Below are 16,728 nucleotides of genomic sequence, written 5' to 3' on the forward strand. Positions count from 1 at the left end.
TTTTTGATATCTATTCAACATTAAAGCTAAAGCTTCAATTCCTTCCGAAACTTGTAATGTGGCGTAAAAATTAATGTGTAAGGAAATATCAAAATAAAGTGTATGATCATGACCCAAGAAAGTTTTTACCTAGCAACATTCTTTTTTGTTATCCCCTTAATTTTCCACGGATTCTTAAGTTAAGGATAAAATAATGTATTCATGATTTACAAGATATGAATTATTCAACTGTTATTTTTTAGAATAAAAAGAATTCAATGATTGACTTACAAATTAGTATTCACTAATATATATAATACACAGTATTATATTACTAATAACTAATTTGATGGAGGTGCAGTACAGGATGGCTACTGTTGATATAAATTTGAAAACCAAATTTATTCGGGGTTTTGCTGATAAAACAAGGCTTCTAATTTTGGAATGCATAAAAGATAAGGAAAAAACCGTTTCCGAAATTGTTGAAGAGATTAATGGAAATCAATCTAATGTTTCTCAGCACTTAGCATGTTTAAAAGGGTGCGGTATTATCGTTGGTCGTCAGCAAGGTAAATACATGTACTATTCGTTAAGAAATAATAAAATGAAACAATTGTTAAATATGTTTGATGAAGTCTTGAGCATTGTAGAACAGGATATAGAGCAATGTGAAATTAATCCAGCACGGATATCAGATGAAGGGTGAGAGAAATGGCTGAAGAAGAAATTACAAAATCAAAAATTTGTTGTTCAGATAATGGATGTTCAGAAACAAAAGAAGTTACCATCCCTCTTACCTTAGAAAATCCTAAAAAGGATTCATGCTACAAAGATGGATCTTGTGAAATTAATGGAACTACATCGGCTGAAAAAGAAGAAGTGGTTCAGTCATCTTGTTGTAAAGATGACCAATGTCCAAATAATGAAAAAGGACCTGATATTCAGGAATACGAAGTTATGAAGACTTCTACGTGCTGTAGTGATAAAGAATGCTATTCTACAGAGGAAAATCCACAACCTTCTACAACTGCAAAATCGTTAGAGAAACTTGAATACCAAGTCAAAGGAATGGATTGCCCGTCATGCGCAGTAACGATTGAGAAAAGTCTTTCAAAAATTGAGGGAATCGAAAATGTTAAAGTAAATTATAGTGCAGGAAAAATGCAGGTAGAAACTAGCCTCCCTTCTCTAGGCGATAAAATTGAAAAACAAGTAGAAAAGTTAGGGTTTCAGACTGAAATAAATCAACGAAAAAATAATAACGTTCAAATTTTTAAAGTAGAAGGAATGGATTGCGGTGCTTGCGCAGCAACAATCGAAAAACACCTTAGAAAGAATCCAGCAGTTAAAGAAGTTAGTGTAAACTTTTCAACTGGAAAAATGCAGATAATTCATGAATCGAATAATAATGAGATTATTAAAGAAGTTGAAAGGGCTGGTTTCAAAGCATCCCCAACCTTAAAGAACAATTCAACTGAAAAAGAAAGTAATAAAGGTGCACCATTAACGACCATTTCCGGTCTTCTGTTAGCATTTGGCTTTTTTGGATCCTATGCTGATGTTTCACCAATGCTAATTACACTATTATACGCAGCAACTATTGTTATTGGTGGATACAAGCCAGCAAGAAGTGCCTTTTATGCGATAAAAAGTCTTTCGTTAGATATGAATGTTTTAATGTCAGTTGCGGCCATTGGAGCAGCACTTATTGGAGAATGGTTTGAAGGTGCTACTGTGGTATGGTTATTTGCATTAGGTAATACACTCCAAAATAAATCGATTGAGCGAACAAGAGAATCAATTCGTAGTTTAATGGATCTTGCACCTTCTGAAGCCTTGATGAAACTAGGAGATCAATTGATAAGAAAGCCTGTAGAAGAGATATCAGTAGATGATATCATCATCGTTAAACCGGGAGAGAAGATTCCGTTAGATGGAGATATTATTGCTGGTGTTTCAAGTGTTAATCAGGCTCCAATTACAGGTGAGTCTATTCCCGTTGATAAAGAAGTTGGTGATTCGGTATTTGCCGGTACGGTAAACGAAAGTGGTTCACTAGAGGTAAAAGTAACGAAATTAGTTGAAGATACAGCTATTGCTAAGATTATTCACCTTGTAGAAGAAGCACAAGAAAAGAAAGCTCCTACACAAGCCTTTGTTGACCGTTTTGCAAGCGTCTATACGCCAATTGTCTTTGCATTAGCGTTACTCATAATGATAGTACCCCCATTATTAGGTTTCGGAACATGGGCTGAGTGGGCTTATAAAGGATTAGCGCTATTGGTTGTCGCTTGTCCATGTGCCTTAGTGATATCAACCCCTGTAGCTATCGTTTCAGCAATTGGAAATGCAGCAAAAAATGGTGTTTTAATCAAAGGTGGTACATTCTTAGAGAAAGCAGGAGCTATTAATGCCATTGCATTCGATAAGACGGGAACCTTAACCGAAGGTAAACCAAGGGTTTCACAAATTATTCCTCTAAAGGGGAGTGAAAATGAATTACTTGCCATTGCCCGTACTATTGAGGAACATTCGAATCACCCTATTGCAAAAGCGATAACAGCTTATGCAGATGAAAAAGATATACAAGTGATGAAAGGTGATTCCTTTAGAGCAATCGTAGGTAAAGGTGCCCAAGCGACTATAAACGGTACCGAATATTTTGCTGGAAACCCTAAATTATACTATGATTTCAATTTATCTCTTACGGGGATTGAAGAAGAAATTAAACGATTACAGCAAGAAGGAAATACTCTTGTTCTTGTTGGTACTCGTTCAGAAGTTTTAGGAGTCATTGCCGTTTCAGATGCAATTCGAAATATCACTGTTAAAGCCATTGAGAAATTGAAACAAGTTGGCGTAAAAGAAATGGTGATGTTAACCGGAGACAATGAAGGAACTGCGAAAAAAATCGCTTCACAAACGGGAGTTGATCGTTATTTTGCAGAATTGTTACCTGAAGATAAAGTAACGGCTGTACAAAAACTTCAACAAGAAGGAAAACGTGTAGCCATGGTTGGTGATGGTATTAATGATGCACCAGCCCTCGCAACAGCAGACTTAGGGATAGCTATGGGGGGAGCCGGTACGGATACTGCCATGGAAACAGCTGATATTGTGTTAATGGCCGATAATTTAGAAAAACTCCCTCATACGATTCGACTAAGTAGAAAAGCCTTGACGATTATTAAGCAAAATGTATGGTTTTCTCTTCTTACAAAGTTTATTGCGTTACTTTTAATCTTCCCTGGGTACCTCACTCTATGGATGGCGGTTCTAAGTGATACAGGAGCAGCTTTGATTGTTATTTTAAATAGCATGAGACTATTAAGACAGAAATAACCAGATAGGGAGTGTAATCCCTATCTTTTTTATAATGAGATACCATACAAATTAAAGGTTTCTAATTTTTGTTTAAGAAAAGTGATTTTCTGGGGATATATTCATTTATTATCATTGTCCAATAACTTAATTTACTTCATATCAATTTACTAAGATGGTTGTTGGTTATTTTTAGAGAAAATAAGGTACTTGAGGCACAACTAATTCTGAAGTAGCTGGAGGTTTTTATTTGACTATAAATAAGATATTAATGTTTTACTTTTGTTGATTATTGGAGCGTTTTTGGGAGTTAAAGGAATGTGTTGAGTTCAAAGAACAATATGCATTCATCTTTTTATTTTGAAAAACAAGATTAAAGTTAAAATTTTAATTTACCAAGAAGCTGTTTGCTTTAAATGTGCATGGGGTATACAAAAAGACATATTTATACGAGTTGGGAACCAATATTAAAGAAGCTCATTCGGTTCACTAAGAGATTGTCTTTATTATTTTACAATTGTCTCAAGTTTTGCACAAAAAGGCAGTCAGTTTTGTGGTGAGCTTTGTGAAGCTTGTGGGGATGTTTGTATGTCTAGTGCAGGACTCTATGAATGTATTAGCGAAAGTGCAAAACAATGTGCTAAGGTATGTCTATGTTGTGCAGAAGCTTTAACTAGAAAAAACTAGCTAGCCTAAATAATACGATTTAGGCCGTTTATCTCTTGAATAATTAAGTCAAATAAATCAAATTATTGGCGACAATCCCCCCTCTATTCCCATTTATAGTAAATTAAAAATACATAATTAGATTTCAAAAGGTTATTTAACTTTTTAAAATATTTCATATATTTTCTTAATAGATTTTATATTATTTTCTAAAATATCAACATTACTTATATATAACATTATAACTCAATTTATAGGACTTTGAATACTTTCCTAGTTTTTATAATAATATGGCTCAATATGTATGTGTACGCTTTTTATATTGTACCTGTCTCGAAGGTTTTGTTCAATTTTGTCGCTTATATTATGGCTTTCAATAACTGTGAGAGTTGATTTAACGTAGACAATTGCATCTACAGTAGTTTGACTACCGTATACCCGAGCCTTTATATCCTTAACGAACTTTACTCCAGGTGTATTTTTAATTAGTTCTTCTATCTCTTTTAGCTTCTCAGCATCGTAGCCGTCTGTTAGCTCATGAACTGCTTCCTTAAAAATGTCCCAAGCAGTATGACAAATAATAAAACCAACTATTGCAGCTGTAACAGAATCTAGAAAGACCCACCCTAAATATGCCCCAACAATTCCAATAAATGCACCGAAACTAACTAAAGCATCTGAACGGTTATCCTGAGCAGTTGCATAAAGTGCCTTACTTTCATGCTCTATGGACAATTTTCTGTTGTATCTATATACTAAGTACATAAATACAGCACTCAATAAAGCGATAAATCCAGTAAATAATTCTGGTTTATTATCTGTGGGTGAGAAATAATTGTTAAAAGCTTCTATAACAACCTGTAGTCCCACCATAAAAATAATTATAGCAGCTATTAGTGAGGAGATTGTTTCTGCTTTTGTATGACCATATTTATGATTCTCATCCGCAGGCTTTTGTGCAAACCTTAAACCAATTAAAACAGTTGCTGATGCTATAATATCCGTTAAATTGTTTAACCCATCAGCTTTTAATGCGTTTGAATTCCCAGTATAACCTGCGATTAATTTAATTCCTGACAGAATGATATAAGCTAAAATACTTATCCATACGCCTCTTTCAGCTTTCTTTAAATTATTATCGATCATGTTATCCCCCTATTAAGGCTTCATTAAAAATTATACAGGCTATATATAGTAATTAACTTATTCAGGTATTTTTATAAAGTATAATTAAATTCAAATTAAATTTCAAAAATTCATGACATATGCAATGTCAGTAATATGTGGGACATTGCGTTGTTAAATACTTTTTAACTTTATAGGTAGTCTAATTGCACTTCATATCTAAACTACCTATTTTACTGCATTTTTAAATTTTGCACTTGAAAACCGAACCTGTTACTAAATAGACAGCTATTTTAAAAATTTCTTATATTTATCATCAGTCTTAGATCAAGCACTTCCCTTTTTTAACAATAGAGAATTAATTGAGTGTCATTTTCTAAATAAACACTACATTTTACCCCCGGTCACCGTTTTCTTTATAACATATACAGAACTGTCATATTATTACTATGGTTTGTAAATACTCCACAGACACGTTTTTCAAGCAACGCTTTATTTATAAATAAAAGCATGGAAGATCATTTAATTAGTTAGGCTCCACATAGACATGGACGTCATAAACACCGTGATCATTCTTATGTCTTTTTCGTTAGTAAAATAAAAAGGTTAGTGGAACTTTCAATCTAGATGTCCCACTAACCTTTTATTAATATTACAGATAAAAATTAAAAACCTTAATACTCATATGAAAGTCTTCAATTACTTCCTATCTTCAATCATTATCGTTAGGCTTATTAAGGTTACTAATATTGTTGCACCCATATCTGAAAGAATTGCAATCCATAATGTAAGCAGACCTGGAATCGTTAACAGTAAAGCAATTAGTTTGAGTCCTAAGGCTAATGTTATATTTAATTTAATAATTTTATTAACCTTTTTTGCAATTCTTACTGCGGATGGAAGTTTCCCTAGATGATCCTGCATTAATACAATATCAGCCGTTTCAATCGCACTATCTGTCCCTTTCCCCATTGCAATCCCCAGATCAGCTGTTGCTAGGGCGGGAGCATCATTAATACCATCTCCTATCATAGCAACTTTACCACTTTTAGTTAGTTCTTTTATTTTAGTAACTTTTTCATCAGGTAAAAGACTCGCATAATATTTTGTTAGGCCTATTTGCTTTGCTACTTTTTCTGCAGTCTTGGTATGGTCCCCTGTTAACATAACAGTATTTTTAATTCCTGCTAAATAAAGTTCTCCTATAATATCCTTACTTTCTTGTCTAATTTCATCTATAATCCCAAATAACCCTAACACTTTTTCATTATTTGCAACTATCACAAGTGTATACCCATCATTTTTTAGTGAACTAATATTTTCTGATACTTCAGCAGGGAGAATAAAGTTAATACTTTTTTCATTACCTACTTTATATTCAACCCCATTAATGACTGCTGCTACACCTTGCCCAGAAATAGTATTGATTTCTTCTGGATCAGTATAAGAAACATTTAAATCACTTAACTTATCCATTATGGCATTTGCTATCGGATGAGAAGAAGACTTCTCTATAGATCCTGCAATATGAAAAAATTCCCCTTCGTCATATACAACCGTTTTTTCTACATAAGGATGACCTTTCGTTAAGGTACCAGTCTTATCAAATGCTATCGTATCAATTTTCCCAAGTTGTTCAAGAAAAACTCCACCCTTCACAAGGATTCCGTTCTTGGCATTGTGAGCTATACCAGAAACAATTGCAATCGGGGAAGATAAAATTAAGGCACATGGACAGCCTACAATCAGAACAGCTAAACCCTGGTAGAACCATGATCCCCAGTCCCCATTAAATAAAAGTGGTGGTACTAGCATTACTAATGCTGAAATCACCATGATAATTGGTGTATAATATTTTGCAAAACGATTTATAAATTGTTCTGTAGGTGTTTTTGTTTCTTGAGCTTCTTCTACCAAATGTAGTATCTTAGCCAAAGAAGAATCCTTATATTCTTTCGTTATTCTTACTTTTAAAACACCTTCATTATTAATGCTTCCACCAAAAACTTTTTCATTCGTTTCTTTTTCAACCGGCATTGATTCTCCGGTAATAGCTGCTTCATTTACTGAACTTTTACCTGATTCAACGATCCCATCCGAAGGAATCTTTTGTCCAGATTTAACAAGGACCAAGTTACCTTCTTTAAGCGTATCAATTGCCACGATTCGCTCTTGACCATTATCGATCAAGGTCGCTTCTTTAGGAGCTACCTTTAGTAGTTCTTCCATTGATTTTCTAGCTTTTTCCATTCCTAATCCTTCAAGTAGTTCATTTACTCCAAATAGAATAGCTACTAACGTTCCTTCTTTCCATTCTCCAATTGAGAATGCACCTACTAAGGCAATCGTCATTAATGTATCAATATTAAATTTTAATTTGAAAAGATTTTTTGCACCTTTTATAAAGGTAGGATATCCACTGGCAGCTGCAGCAACCAAATACATGATAATAGGCACGATATTATCAAGTTGGGTATCGGCATAAATAGCTGCTAAGAAAATAAATGTTGACGAGGCAAGTAACATTATCATACGCTTACTATTTGTGTGGGAATGATCATGACCGTGATTATGACCAGAACTTGAGTTTTCATGATGGTTTTCTCTTAAGATAACCGCTCCATCAGAGGATAATATTTTCTCAACTTTTTGGATATCAACTTGATCATTTAAAATAAGTTTGCTGCTATTGTATAGAATTCTTGAGCCTTGGCCACCCTCCAATTTATTTATTTCATCCTCCATTTCCCTTGCACAGTTTCCACAAGAGAGACCTTTTAGTTTATGTTCGGACATTAAAGTTCCTCCTTACCAGCCTTGTTCATTATAGTTTTCTACCTGATGACTATGTTATGACCATTAATTATTCAAGGTTTACTATCAGAATAGATATAAATTAAGGTATTTCAGATTATTATCACCCTAACCAGTTCTAATCCAATATATGATAATGTGTTCATGTATTATAAATTAATAATAAAAAAATATTCCGTTTGTGTCAAACAGAATATACACAATGGTACCTACCTTAAAAGGAGAAATGGTGAATCCTAGGGGTCTTCAGGAGAACTTAGTAAAGCACCTACTTAAAGAGAACGTATTGTTCACATAGATTATTTATCTATAATAAGCATAGGTTTACCTAGTGTAGCGTGCTAACATGTTTGTCAGACCTCCCAGGTATGCATTTGCTGCCATTATTTCCGCTTCATACCCTACTTTCATTATCCATTATCATAATAAATAGGAACCTCAAATAAAAGTTCATCCTTAAATAGAACAGACAACTTGCTGACTATTCTAGGCACTTGTTCAGGGGTTTTCCACTCTTTTCTTGGTTCTATCAACTTTATTTTAACATGAAGATTTTCTACTTCTTCTTTTGTAAATGGATAATAAAGGTTTCGATTAATAAAGACCTTTTGTTTATAATAGGGATTATTTATTCCTTTTAGCCATCCTTTTTCTTTTATTGTATATTTATATAGGAAAACCAATGGGTGGTTTTGACTAGAAGATCATTTTATATTGAATTAACAGAATTACGCATCTGACTTTTTTTATCATTTTCTTCAAACCTTTTATTTTTTTGTTTTTTTATCACTTCTGTATGCTTAAAAATGAACACAAAGGCACAATAAGTACAGTTATATGTACTAGTCATACTTCTCGTGTTTCTATTTCCGTAATTGATTAACATTGATTACTCACTAACTTACGTTTTTCATATCGCTTACATTATTTTCATTTACCCCCTCCTCTTATTAAGAAACATTATATTTTGTGAAACACCTGTTCTTTAAATCTAAGAATCTATTAAACCTACGTATATTTATTATTTTCATTGGTTATCCTCTTAGTGAGGAGTTGAGAACAATGAAAAAATCAAATCTTGTATTTTTGTTATGTAGTATTTTTGTAATATCGGTTTTTATAAAAGAAGCTAAAGCGTTTTTAAATTATAATAATGAATTAATGCAAATAACAGAGATTGCTAAACAGCATAATATAGAAATAGATAAATGGTCTATGTATATAAAAGAACCTATCACAGAATATACCAATACAATTGATATAAACAAAAGAATAAAGGAAATCAAAAGTGTAGAAAGAGAATTCAAATGGACAAAAACGCAATTTAAGGAAGGCCATTATAAAATTATTGGCGAAAGAGAATCATCAAATTTGGATATCAATGAAAAAATCCTTATTATATACTTCCCTCTGAAAGATAAATACAATTTAAGTATTACTTACGATATAAAAGGTAGTAACTGGGACAAAAAAAAGTGGTCTAATATCTCAACTCTATATAAGTCAAAGATAGAGAACGGTTCTGTGTATTATACGATTGAAGGTACTACGAGGATAAATGAACCTATATATGAAGAAGCTACAAACCTATTAAAGAGTTTCTCCGGTGAAAAGCTACAAAGTCTTAACGAAAAAAACTTCGTATCAGTATCTGCATACACTGATCGTTGGAACACAAAACTTCCTCTTGGAAATAATCAATTTATGAACTTACATATTGTATACAGAAACTCAAATGACTCTAATGAAAATATAAAAGTGACTATTGGTACCCCTATTATAACTTCTGAATATTAATAACTACTTTTTAAGGCCAATAACCGCCGTACCTTAAAGTTTAATACTGTTACTTGGAGTGTACATTAGTTCAGTATTTTTTGAATTCATGTTTATCTTTTTGAAAATATTAATGAAGGTCTATCAATAAAAAAGGAGTAATATAATGGAAAATTGGTTTTCAATCATTCCGTTTATCGTTGCTTTAGTTGTAGCTATGTTGACCCGTCAGGTGTTAGTAGGCTTAACATTGGGACTTTTCGTTGGTTCATATTCATTCCAACCAGGGGTTTTTAAAAGAAAATGAGCGATTATATCTTTAGCGCCCTTGTAGACAGGGGAAATCTTCTTATTATCGTTTTCCTTTTCGTTTTTGGTGGACTTGTTGGCATGATGCATGTTACTGGAGGCATTAAAGAATTTGCGAATGTAGTAAAAAAAGCGTATTAAAACTGAGAAAAGTGCTTTGATCGTTACATGGGCAACTGTTCTTGTTTCTTTTATGGATTGTGAATTTAGAGTTATGACTACTGAACCAGTTATGAAGTCCGTGAAGAATAATATTGACGTGACGAGGTCAAAACTTGCTTATGCCAAGGGGAATAGGTACATAGAGATAGTATTGAAAGTGAATTGGAAAAAATTTCAACCAAAAGATTTAAATCTTATAATTCCCCTACTCTTACTTTTAACCAGCACTTTTATCTCATTTGGCAAGATGGACTTAGTAAGGGAGCAATTTCATTTATAGATGCCGTACAACAAGCAGATGCAACTCAAGCCATGTTAATTGCTTTTTTTGCCACCGTTATTTTTGCCTTAATCTTATACCTCTTTCATAAAGAAAAGATTTCAGAGCTAATGTTTCACGGTGGAAACCAGTTAATGATGGCAATTATATTATTAGTTCTTGTTTGGGCGCTAGCAGATTTGGCAGATGACCTTGGTTTTTCTAAATTTATTACAGGAACGGCAGGAAAATTTATACCAAAAACCTTAGTTCCAGTAACAATTTTTTTGCTCGGGTCTTTATTGGTTATTTTATAGGTTCATCTTGTGGTACATGGAGATTACTCATGCCTTTAGCAGTATCGTTAGCCCAAGCAACGGGAGCTTCATTACCTTTAACGGTGGGAACAGTATTTGCGGCTGGTTTCATTTGGAGAATTCACCTCCCCCTTAGGAGAAACCACGGTGACGACTGCATCGTTTTTTGATTTACCTGTTGTAAACTACGCTAAAGCCAAAATTGCGCCATCGATTAAGGCGGTAGGAATCTCATCTATATTATTTGTAATTGCTGTATTATTTTCCAATGTCCTACAAGATAAAAACTCATTTTTGACTAGACTTAAGATGCAAATCGGTTGGTCTATAAAATAGTACCTGAATTTTGTAATATATCAGATAACGTAATAAAACCAGCATATCACACTATCTATGCTGGCTTTATTTATTAATAATTATCCATATTTTCTAAACTACTCATTAGTTTCCGAGTTTTAATTGTTAAGCTTATTAGGAAAAACATTGGAAATCATAGTGAATATACAACCTAATACGTTCCAATAACCGCTAATATTGCCGAAATAATTACCAATGTAAAAAACACTACAGCTTTTCTCATCTTCACCAAAAAGAACCTCCTATAAAACTGTGAATTGTGAATGGTAGACATAAACAAACTCTGATGTACAAACAGCTATATGAGTTACAAGATAAAAAGGATGTATGATAACAAACTTTATACATATTGAAGTAAGTATTTATTCTTTCCCCAAGTAACTATTTTTCATTATATTTTTTTCATCGTTTGTCTGACATCTCTAATTAAAATGCGTATACCTATAAGATTTAGAATTAAACCTATACAAGCAAATAGAACAATTATTGGTATCATTTTTTCTCCACATTGTTTTTAATATCTACGAAAAAGAACTAGTATTAATCATGAATTGTGTTAAGAAATCATTCATGTAAGAACATATGTATTTCGATTACAGATCTTCAATAGATCTTACCACTTTAATGACAATAGAATTTTTTCTTTTATGTAGTTACTATCCTCTTATAAATTAATCACCACATTAACCAAGTATTATAGCTTTTCAATTTGTTTTAAACGTTCTAACCTCACTTTGTCCTCTTCTATAGTTCTAATCTTTTCCTCTCGAACCCATTTAAAGAAAACTCTTGTTAATACGAAACCATAAATTACCTCCTGCATGACCTTCATAACAATGCCTCCAGATTGCTGATCATCAAGAAGAGATACTCCATAAAGTCTAGGTAAATCAATATATGATTGATATAAAATATCCTTTGAAAAAATAATTAAAGCACACGCTGGTGTTAGCAAGATACCCATTCCAAATAAATATGCTATTTTATGCAATGGCTTTAACTCATTCATACCATGTATTGGTGATAGAACTGGCCACCACATTAAAAAAGCAATAGGAAACAAGATTAAAATCGACAAATTCATCCATAACATATTAGACATAATAGCATCAAAAATAAATGGAATATGATAGAAAGAGAACAAAACATTAAATAAAAAAATCGCAATTAAAGGTTTGGTAAAAAATGTAACACCCTTTCGTAATAGATCTATTTTTAGCACTGAGCTAACTAACCACGATGGTAAACCTACCAATACCAAAGGAGGAACAGCTAAATAAATAATTGATTGCTGTGCCATATGAATTAGAAATAAAGAATGTCCAAGTTGATTTAAGGGTGTCCCCTTTGCAAGAAAAAATAGAAATACTCCAAAAAGAAAGGAAAACTTTTTGGTCCTATTGACCGGATATGACTCATCCCATTTTTTTCTACCTTGTCCTGTAATGTATAAATAACAACCCGCTAACACTAAAAGAATCAGAAATAAAAACGGGTTCCAGCCTGTTAGGAAATTCACTTGTCCTGTGTGTTCCATATTAGACATTCTATGTTACAACTCCTTTATCATAAATTTTTAAAAAAGTACTCAATATTATTCTTTTATAAAAAATAAAAACTCAAAATTAAAAGTAAGTTTTAAAATAAGAGACTAAAATTTTGACAATTTATCAAATCACTTAAAATTTAGAAATGGTAATTGAAACAAAATCTTAAAGATCACAAACATATGATGAATTACATTTTTTTTAAGATAATGAAAAGGAGTATTTAAAGTTTTGTAATTTCCTTTTGAATGATTTAATTTATCTCGTAATAAAATAATCTTTTAAAAGCAACTAATGATTTTTTAATTCGGCAATTCTTTGTTCAAGTTTACACAGTAAACTTTGGTCTATATCTTCTAATGAGTCTAAATATGGTTAATAATTAACTCTCCAAACTCATCCATTATATTTTCCACTATTTTTATAGATGGCTCTTCAAGGAATTGTTCTTTTGTTTTGGTAGGCTTAAATACTGACATTCTTCCTTGAACTCTTTTTTTGAGTACTCCTATTTTCACCAAGCGATTCATAACGGTTGAAACTGTATTAAAATTTATTTGTTTTTTCTACTTCAAGCCTTTGTTGAACATCTTTTATACTCATCTCAGAACCTTCCCAAAGAGTGTCCATAATTTTTGATTCTAAAGGGCCAAAAAACCGATTTAATCCCACCTCATTAAAATTAAACGTGTTTATGTTCACTTATTCTCACCTACCTATTGCTGCCAAAAATAATACACTAGACAAAGTAATTATAATTTCAACAAGAAAATAGAAATTAACAACTTTTGAAAAGTCCCCTTTTTTTTCCTAGTTCAATAAATAAAAATGATAAGAATAGACTACTAAAGAACTAATACTAATTAGTAGTCCGCCAATACATAATAACGTTTTTTCTTTTTTATAAAAAAATATAATTAAAAAGAAAGTAATACTAATTAGAAAATAGGGAAGCCATATGACAGTATAATTCAAAAAAAATATTTGATGTCTTACAATAGTGTAGAAATTAACAAAAATAAATAAAAATGAAACTTTTTTCATTATATACCAGCCCTTATATTACCATCACTTTTACATCTAAAGAAAAGAATTGTAATAAAGCCATGAAATATTAACACAGTACCTACATGGTATGCTATTCTTATATATATTTTAACTAATATAATTTCAGGATCTTTTTATTCATCTATTTAGGAGTTTATCTCTTTTACGAATATATAATTTTCCTCTCATACTTTTTGTTAACGGATACATGGAAAATCTTGATACCACATAGCAACTGGGAACAAATAACGTTTTTTTCAGTAGAAATAGCTTTTTTAAATCCTGATTAAAGTATTAGATTAATAACAACCTTGTTGCTTGTATAGCATTATTATCATTTCTCCATATTTTTAAATTCACAAACAAAAAAATAATAGTAAAGGCCAAAATTAGAAGTGTACCTTTTTCAGAATGACCGGTTTTTCTCCGTCTATGAGCTAGGATTAAGAAGTTTATATAAATAGTTAGGATTATCAAATTTTGATCATAATTAAACCTCCATTGAAACATTATAAAATAAATATGAACACATAATCATATTTAAATCAATAAAATTCAAGTATCTGTCACCTAATATTCATTTTTAAAATGAGGGAGAACCTTTCAAATTCACAATTTGTTATGAACAACAGAGACTCAAAAAAGCCCTTTTTTAGGGATCGTTAAGTACAAATTTAAGTTCCATTGTGATACTGAGTTTAATACATAGGTCGTCAATTATCACCTAAAATTGCATTGCTAAATTTGCACTTAAAATAGAATAAGGCTTTTTATTCTAGCGATTCAAAAGAGAGAGGTATGTTCTAATAATGAACGAAATTATTATTCACAATATTAAAGATTAGACCAAATATTCGATTTTTATATCTTTCCTTTTTGAACCATCGCTTTTGTATTTACTTACAAACTGACCCCCCTTAATTTTTTGTCAATTTAGTATTCACTTCCATAGGCTAATTTGACATTCTTTTATCTCTTCAATTAGTTGGGATTGATAACCCCTAGATTCCGCGTAATTTTATAGAATTCTTCTGTTGACTTCAATAATGATTTCTAATCACATTAAATTCAATGAAATAAGAAGAAATAAATTAAGGAAGTTGTTTAAACATGTCTCAATACGGTATCACTTGCTTAATTTACTTAAAAAAAGCTTGTTGACTTGCCTGAAATCAGACTTTGTCTACAAGCTAAAGCTCCTAAATAAACTATAAAAGATATTTTAAGGTAAATATTTCATTGGATTAATTGGGTTTTTCCAGGCTCCGTCGTGAATTTCAAAATGCAAATGTTTTCCTGTTGATCGACCAGTGTTTCCCATATATCCAATTTGTTGACCCTTACTTACAGATTGTCCACTACTTACTAATCTGGAATCCATATGGGCATATAAAGTGGTGAATATTTTTCCATTAATATTGTGAGAAATGAAGACGACATTTCCATAGCTACTAGAGTAATATGAACGAATAACTGTTCCATCGGCAGATGCAACTATGGGAACATTATCTGCACTATTTGCCAAGTCAACCCCAGCATGTAATCTTCCCCAACGAGCACCATATCCAGAAGTGAAAGTCCCTTTTTGCTGGCCACATAAAACTACCATTTGTTGAGGGAGTAGTTGATCTGTTTGAAGCTGTTGTAGTTGTATCTTTTAATCCCTGCTGACGTTTCATTTCTATTTTAATGGTTGCTTCTTGCTCTTTAAGAAAATCCACCTCGTCTTCTAACTTATATAATTCTTTTTCTGCTACTATTTGATCATTCTTCACTTGCTCCATTATTATACTTTTTTCTGCAACTTGTGACTTCAATTGTTGTTTCAAAGATTGAAGCTCAGTTATAGCTGCTGCTAATTTATTAAGTTCATTATTCAGTTTAACTTCACTTTCCTCAAGAAGTTTAATATCTTCTTTATGCTCTTGAATAATTTCTTTATCCGCATTAACAATTGTTGTTACTGCACTGACACGACTTACAAAATCACTAAAGTCTTGTGAACCTAGTAGGACATCTAAATAGCTAACTACTCCACCACTCTCTTGTATTGAGCGTACACGGTCTTTTAAAAGACGATTACGTTCTTCTATACGCTCCTCTACTTCCCTAATTTGCTTATTTAACTCATCTATTTTTTCCTTAGTTTCTTCTATCTTCCCCTGACTTTGTCGAAGTTGTTCGTTTGTCTCGGTCATTTTCGAATCTAGAAGTTTGATTTCCGAGTCAAGACTCTTCTGTTTTTGCTCCAAGTTTGAAATTTCACTTCTTTTTTTTTGAATACTTGAATCGACACCAGAACGCTTTTTATGGATATTTTCCTTTTTCTGCTCCAATTCAGTGTTTGCAAAAACAGTATTACTATTTGTAGGAATTACCAAGGTGCTTGTCCCTAATAAAGCAACCAATCCAAGAGACAGTATCTTCTTACTCACGCTGTCTTCCTCCCTTATGTACATTACTTTAGAAAATTAGCAAACAAAAAGTGCATTGCAGTAACAATATTACTAAGTATATTAAATACTTAGTATAGTCCAATTAATCCGTTGAACATGATTTCAAAAAGTTTACTAAACAAATATTGGGGTAGTCTGGTAAGCTAGTAGCCATTATATCATTAAAATCTGACAAATTCTGCGATAAAAATATTACATTTTTATTTCATATCACTGAAATGGATACTTGTTTTTTTCTACAATGAAAATACCGCTTAAATAATCGTTCACAACAGGTCTTATTATAGTTGGATCTTACAAAAATCTTATTTATCTAATCACCAAAGGTATTCTCTTAAATTCAATTTTTATGATTAAGTTAGGTGTGAAGGCCTTCTGTGGAAGGATTCGCTAAAGTATTTTACTTCAATCTACATATTAGACTTTAATTAACACTACTTTATATAGTTTAAATAATGCGAAGAAAACGTGACTTAACTGTGTAAGATGGCATAACTATTTATAATAAGATAAGTTAAACTGAAAAAATAAATAAAAGGTAAATTAGGCAAACAAAAAAACGCTTCAAAATCCGAGGCCACTGAAAATCTGAC

General features: G+C 31.9%; 12 protein-coding genes and 3 pseudogenes. 8 read left to right on the forward strand and 7 right to left on the reverse strand.

Going from position 1 to position 16,728, the window contains the following annotated elements:
* Nucleotides 1-346: 346 nt before the first annotated feature.
* From COD11_RS09535 to COD11_RS28170, 3 genes and pseudogenes are all read left to right on the forward strand, one after another.
* Nucleotides 347-685 carry an ArsR/SmtB family transcription factor gene (locus COD11_RS09535; protein ID WP_098796527.1) on the forward strand — a complete coding sequence of 113 codons (339 nt, stop codon included), beginning with the start codon at nucleotides 347-349 and terminating at the stop codon, nucleotides 683-685.
* A gap of 5 nt (nucleotides 686-690) precedes the next feature.
* Entirely contained in the window at nucleotides 691-3,321 is a 2,631-nt protein-coding gene (locus tag COD11_RS09540) for a heavy metal translocating P-type ATPase (RefSeq protein WP_098796528.1), read from the forward strand.
* Nucleotides 3,322-3,804: 483 nt separating this feature from the next.
* Nucleotides 3,805-3,987, forward strand: a pseudogene (locus COD11_RS28170) (hypothetical protein); the annotation flags it as partial.
* 252 nt (nucleotides 3,988-4,239) lie between these two features.
* On the opposite strand, the gene COD11_RS09545 reads toward COD11_RS28170, so the two are convergent.
* The 3 genes from COD11_RS09545 to COD11_RS27985 form a co-directional block, all read right to left on the reverse strand.
* Nucleotides 4,240-5,112: a cation diffusion facilitator family transporter gene (locus COD11_RS09545; protein ID WP_098796529.1), complete on the reverse strand. Its 873-nt coding sequence runs from the start codon at nucleotides 5,110-5,112 to the stop codon at nucleotides 4,240-4,242.
* A gap of 678 nt (nucleotides 5,113-5,790) precedes the next feature.
* Complete coding sequence (locus tag COD11_RS09550; RefSeq protein ID WP_098796530.1) at nucleotides 5,791-7,887, reverse strand: heavy metal translocating P-type ATPase; 2,097 nt, start codon at nucleotides 7,885-7,887, stop codon at nucleotides 5,791-5,793.
* A gap of 428 nt (nucleotides 7,888-8,315) precedes the next feature.
* Nucleotides 8,316-8,588, reverse strand: coding sequence for a hypothetical protein (locus tag COD11_RS27985; RefSeq protein WP_098796531.1), 273 nt, complete (start codon nucleotides 8,586-8,588; stop codon nucleotides 8,316-8,318).
* Nucleotides 8,589-8,967: 379 nt separating this feature from the next.
* Here COD11_RS27985 and COD11_RS09560 point away from each other — a divergent pair, with 379 nt between their 5' ends.
* The 5 genes and pseudogenes from COD11_RS09560 (at nucleotide 8,968) to COD11_RS09570 (ending at nucleotide 11,064) form a co-directional block, all read left to right on the forward strand.
* Nucleotides 8,968-9,702, forward strand: a complete 735-nt coding sequence (locus tag COD11_RS09560; protein ID WP_098796532.1) for a YwmB family TATA-box binding protein — start codon at nucleotides 8,968-8,970, stop codon at nucleotides 9,700-9,702.
* Nucleotides 9,703-9,847: 145 nt separating this feature from the next.
* A complete protein-coding gene (locus COD11_RS26785; RefSeq protein WP_176551031.1) occupies nucleotides 9,848-9,988 on the forward strand; it encodes a hypothetical protein in 141 nt (46 codons plus the stop codon).
* Nucleotides 9,985-10,131, forward strand: a complete 147-nt coding sequence (locus COD11_RS26790) for a hypothetical protein (RefSeq protein ID WP_176551032.1) — start codon at nucleotides 9,985-9,987, stop codon at nucleotides 10,129-10,131. Before COD11_RS26785 ends, COD11_RS26790 begins: the two co-directional genes overlap by 4 nt.
* A 183-nt stretch (nucleotides 10,132-10,314) precedes the next feature.
* Nucleotides 10,315-10,898 (forward strand): annotated as a pseudogene (locus COD11_RS09565) (Na+/H+ antiporter NhaC family protein).
* Nucleotides 10,876-11,064, forward strand: a complete 189-nt coding sequence (locus COD11_RS09570) for a hypothetical protein (protein ID WP_098796534.1) — start codon at nucleotides 10,876-10,878, stop codon at nucleotides 11,062-11,064. The pseudogene COD11_RS09565 and the gene COD11_RS09570 overlap by 23 nt, the downstream one beginning before the upstream one ends.
* A 715-nt stretch (nucleotides 11,065-11,779) precedes the next feature.
* On the opposite strand, the gene COD11_RS09575 is transcribed toward COD11_RS09570, so the two are convergent.
* From COD11_RS09575 to COD11_RS09585, 4 genes and pseudogenes are all read right to left on the reverse strand, one after another.
* On the reverse strand, nucleotides 11,780-12,631 hold the full coding sequence (locus COD11_RS09575; RefSeq protein WP_098796535.1) for a cytochrome c oxidase assembly protein: 852 nt from the start codon (nucleotides 12,629-12,631) through the stop codon (nucleotides 11,780-11,782).
* A 292-nt stretch (nucleotides 12,632-12,923) separates the two neighbouring features.
* Nucleotides 12,924-13,334 (reverse strand): annotated as a pseudogene (locus COD11_RS09580) (BlaI/MecI/CopY family transcriptional regulator).
* Between the two features lie 1,567 nt (nucleotides 13,335-14,901).
* Nucleotides 14,902-15,204, reverse strand: coding sequence for a M23 family metallopeptidase (locus COD11_RS27250; RefSeq protein WP_255301581.1), 303 nt, complete (start codon nucleotides 15,202-15,204; stop codon nucleotides 14,902-14,904).
* Between the two features lies 1 nt (nucleotide 15,205).
* A complete protein-coding gene (locus COD11_RS09585; protein WP_218012736.1) occupies nucleotides 15,206-16,114 on the reverse strand; it encodes a coiled-coil domain-containing protein in 909 nt (302 codons plus the stop codon).
* Between the last annotated feature and the right edge of the window lie 614 nt (nucleotides 16,115-16,728).

It is taken from the genome of Bacillus sp. AFS040349, assembly GCF_002577655.1.
Classification (GTDB): Bacteria; Bacillota; Bacilli; order Bacillales; family Bacillaceae; genus Metabacillus.

Bases quoted from the DNA above. Each gene is read 5' to 3' on its own strand.
- COD11_RS09545 (WP_098796529.1), bottom strand. From the start codon at position 5,112: ATGATCGATAATAATTTAAAGAAAGCTGAAAGAGGCGTATGGATAAGT.
- COD11_RS09540 (WP_098796528.1), top strand. From the start codon at position 691: ATGGCTGAAGAAGAAATTACAAAATCAAAAATTTGTTGTTCAGATAAT.
- COD11_RS09575 (WP_098796535.1), bottom strand. From the start codon at position 12,631: ATGTCTAATATGGAACACACAGGACAAGTGAATTTCCTAACAGGCTGG.
- COD11_RS09550 (WP_098796530.1), bottom strand. From the start codon at position 7,887: ATGTCCGAACATAAACTAAAAGGTCTCTCTTGTGGAAACTGTGCAAGG.
- COD11_RS09560 (WP_098796532.1), top strand. From the start codon at position 8,968: ATGAAAAAATCAAATCTTGTATTTTTGTTATGTAGTATTTTTGTAATA.
- COD11_RS09535 (WP_098796527.1), top strand. From the start codon at position 347: ATGGCTACTGTTGATATAAATTTGAAAACCAAATTTATTCGGGGTTTT.
- COD11_RS26785 (WP_176551031.1), top strand. From the start codon at position 9,848: ATGGAAAATTGGTTTTCAATCATTCCGTTTATCGTTGCTTTAGTTGTA.
- COD11_RS26790 (WP_176551032.1), top strand. From the start codon at position 9,985: ATGAGCGATTATATCTTTAGCGCCCTTGTAGACAGGGGAAATCTTCTT.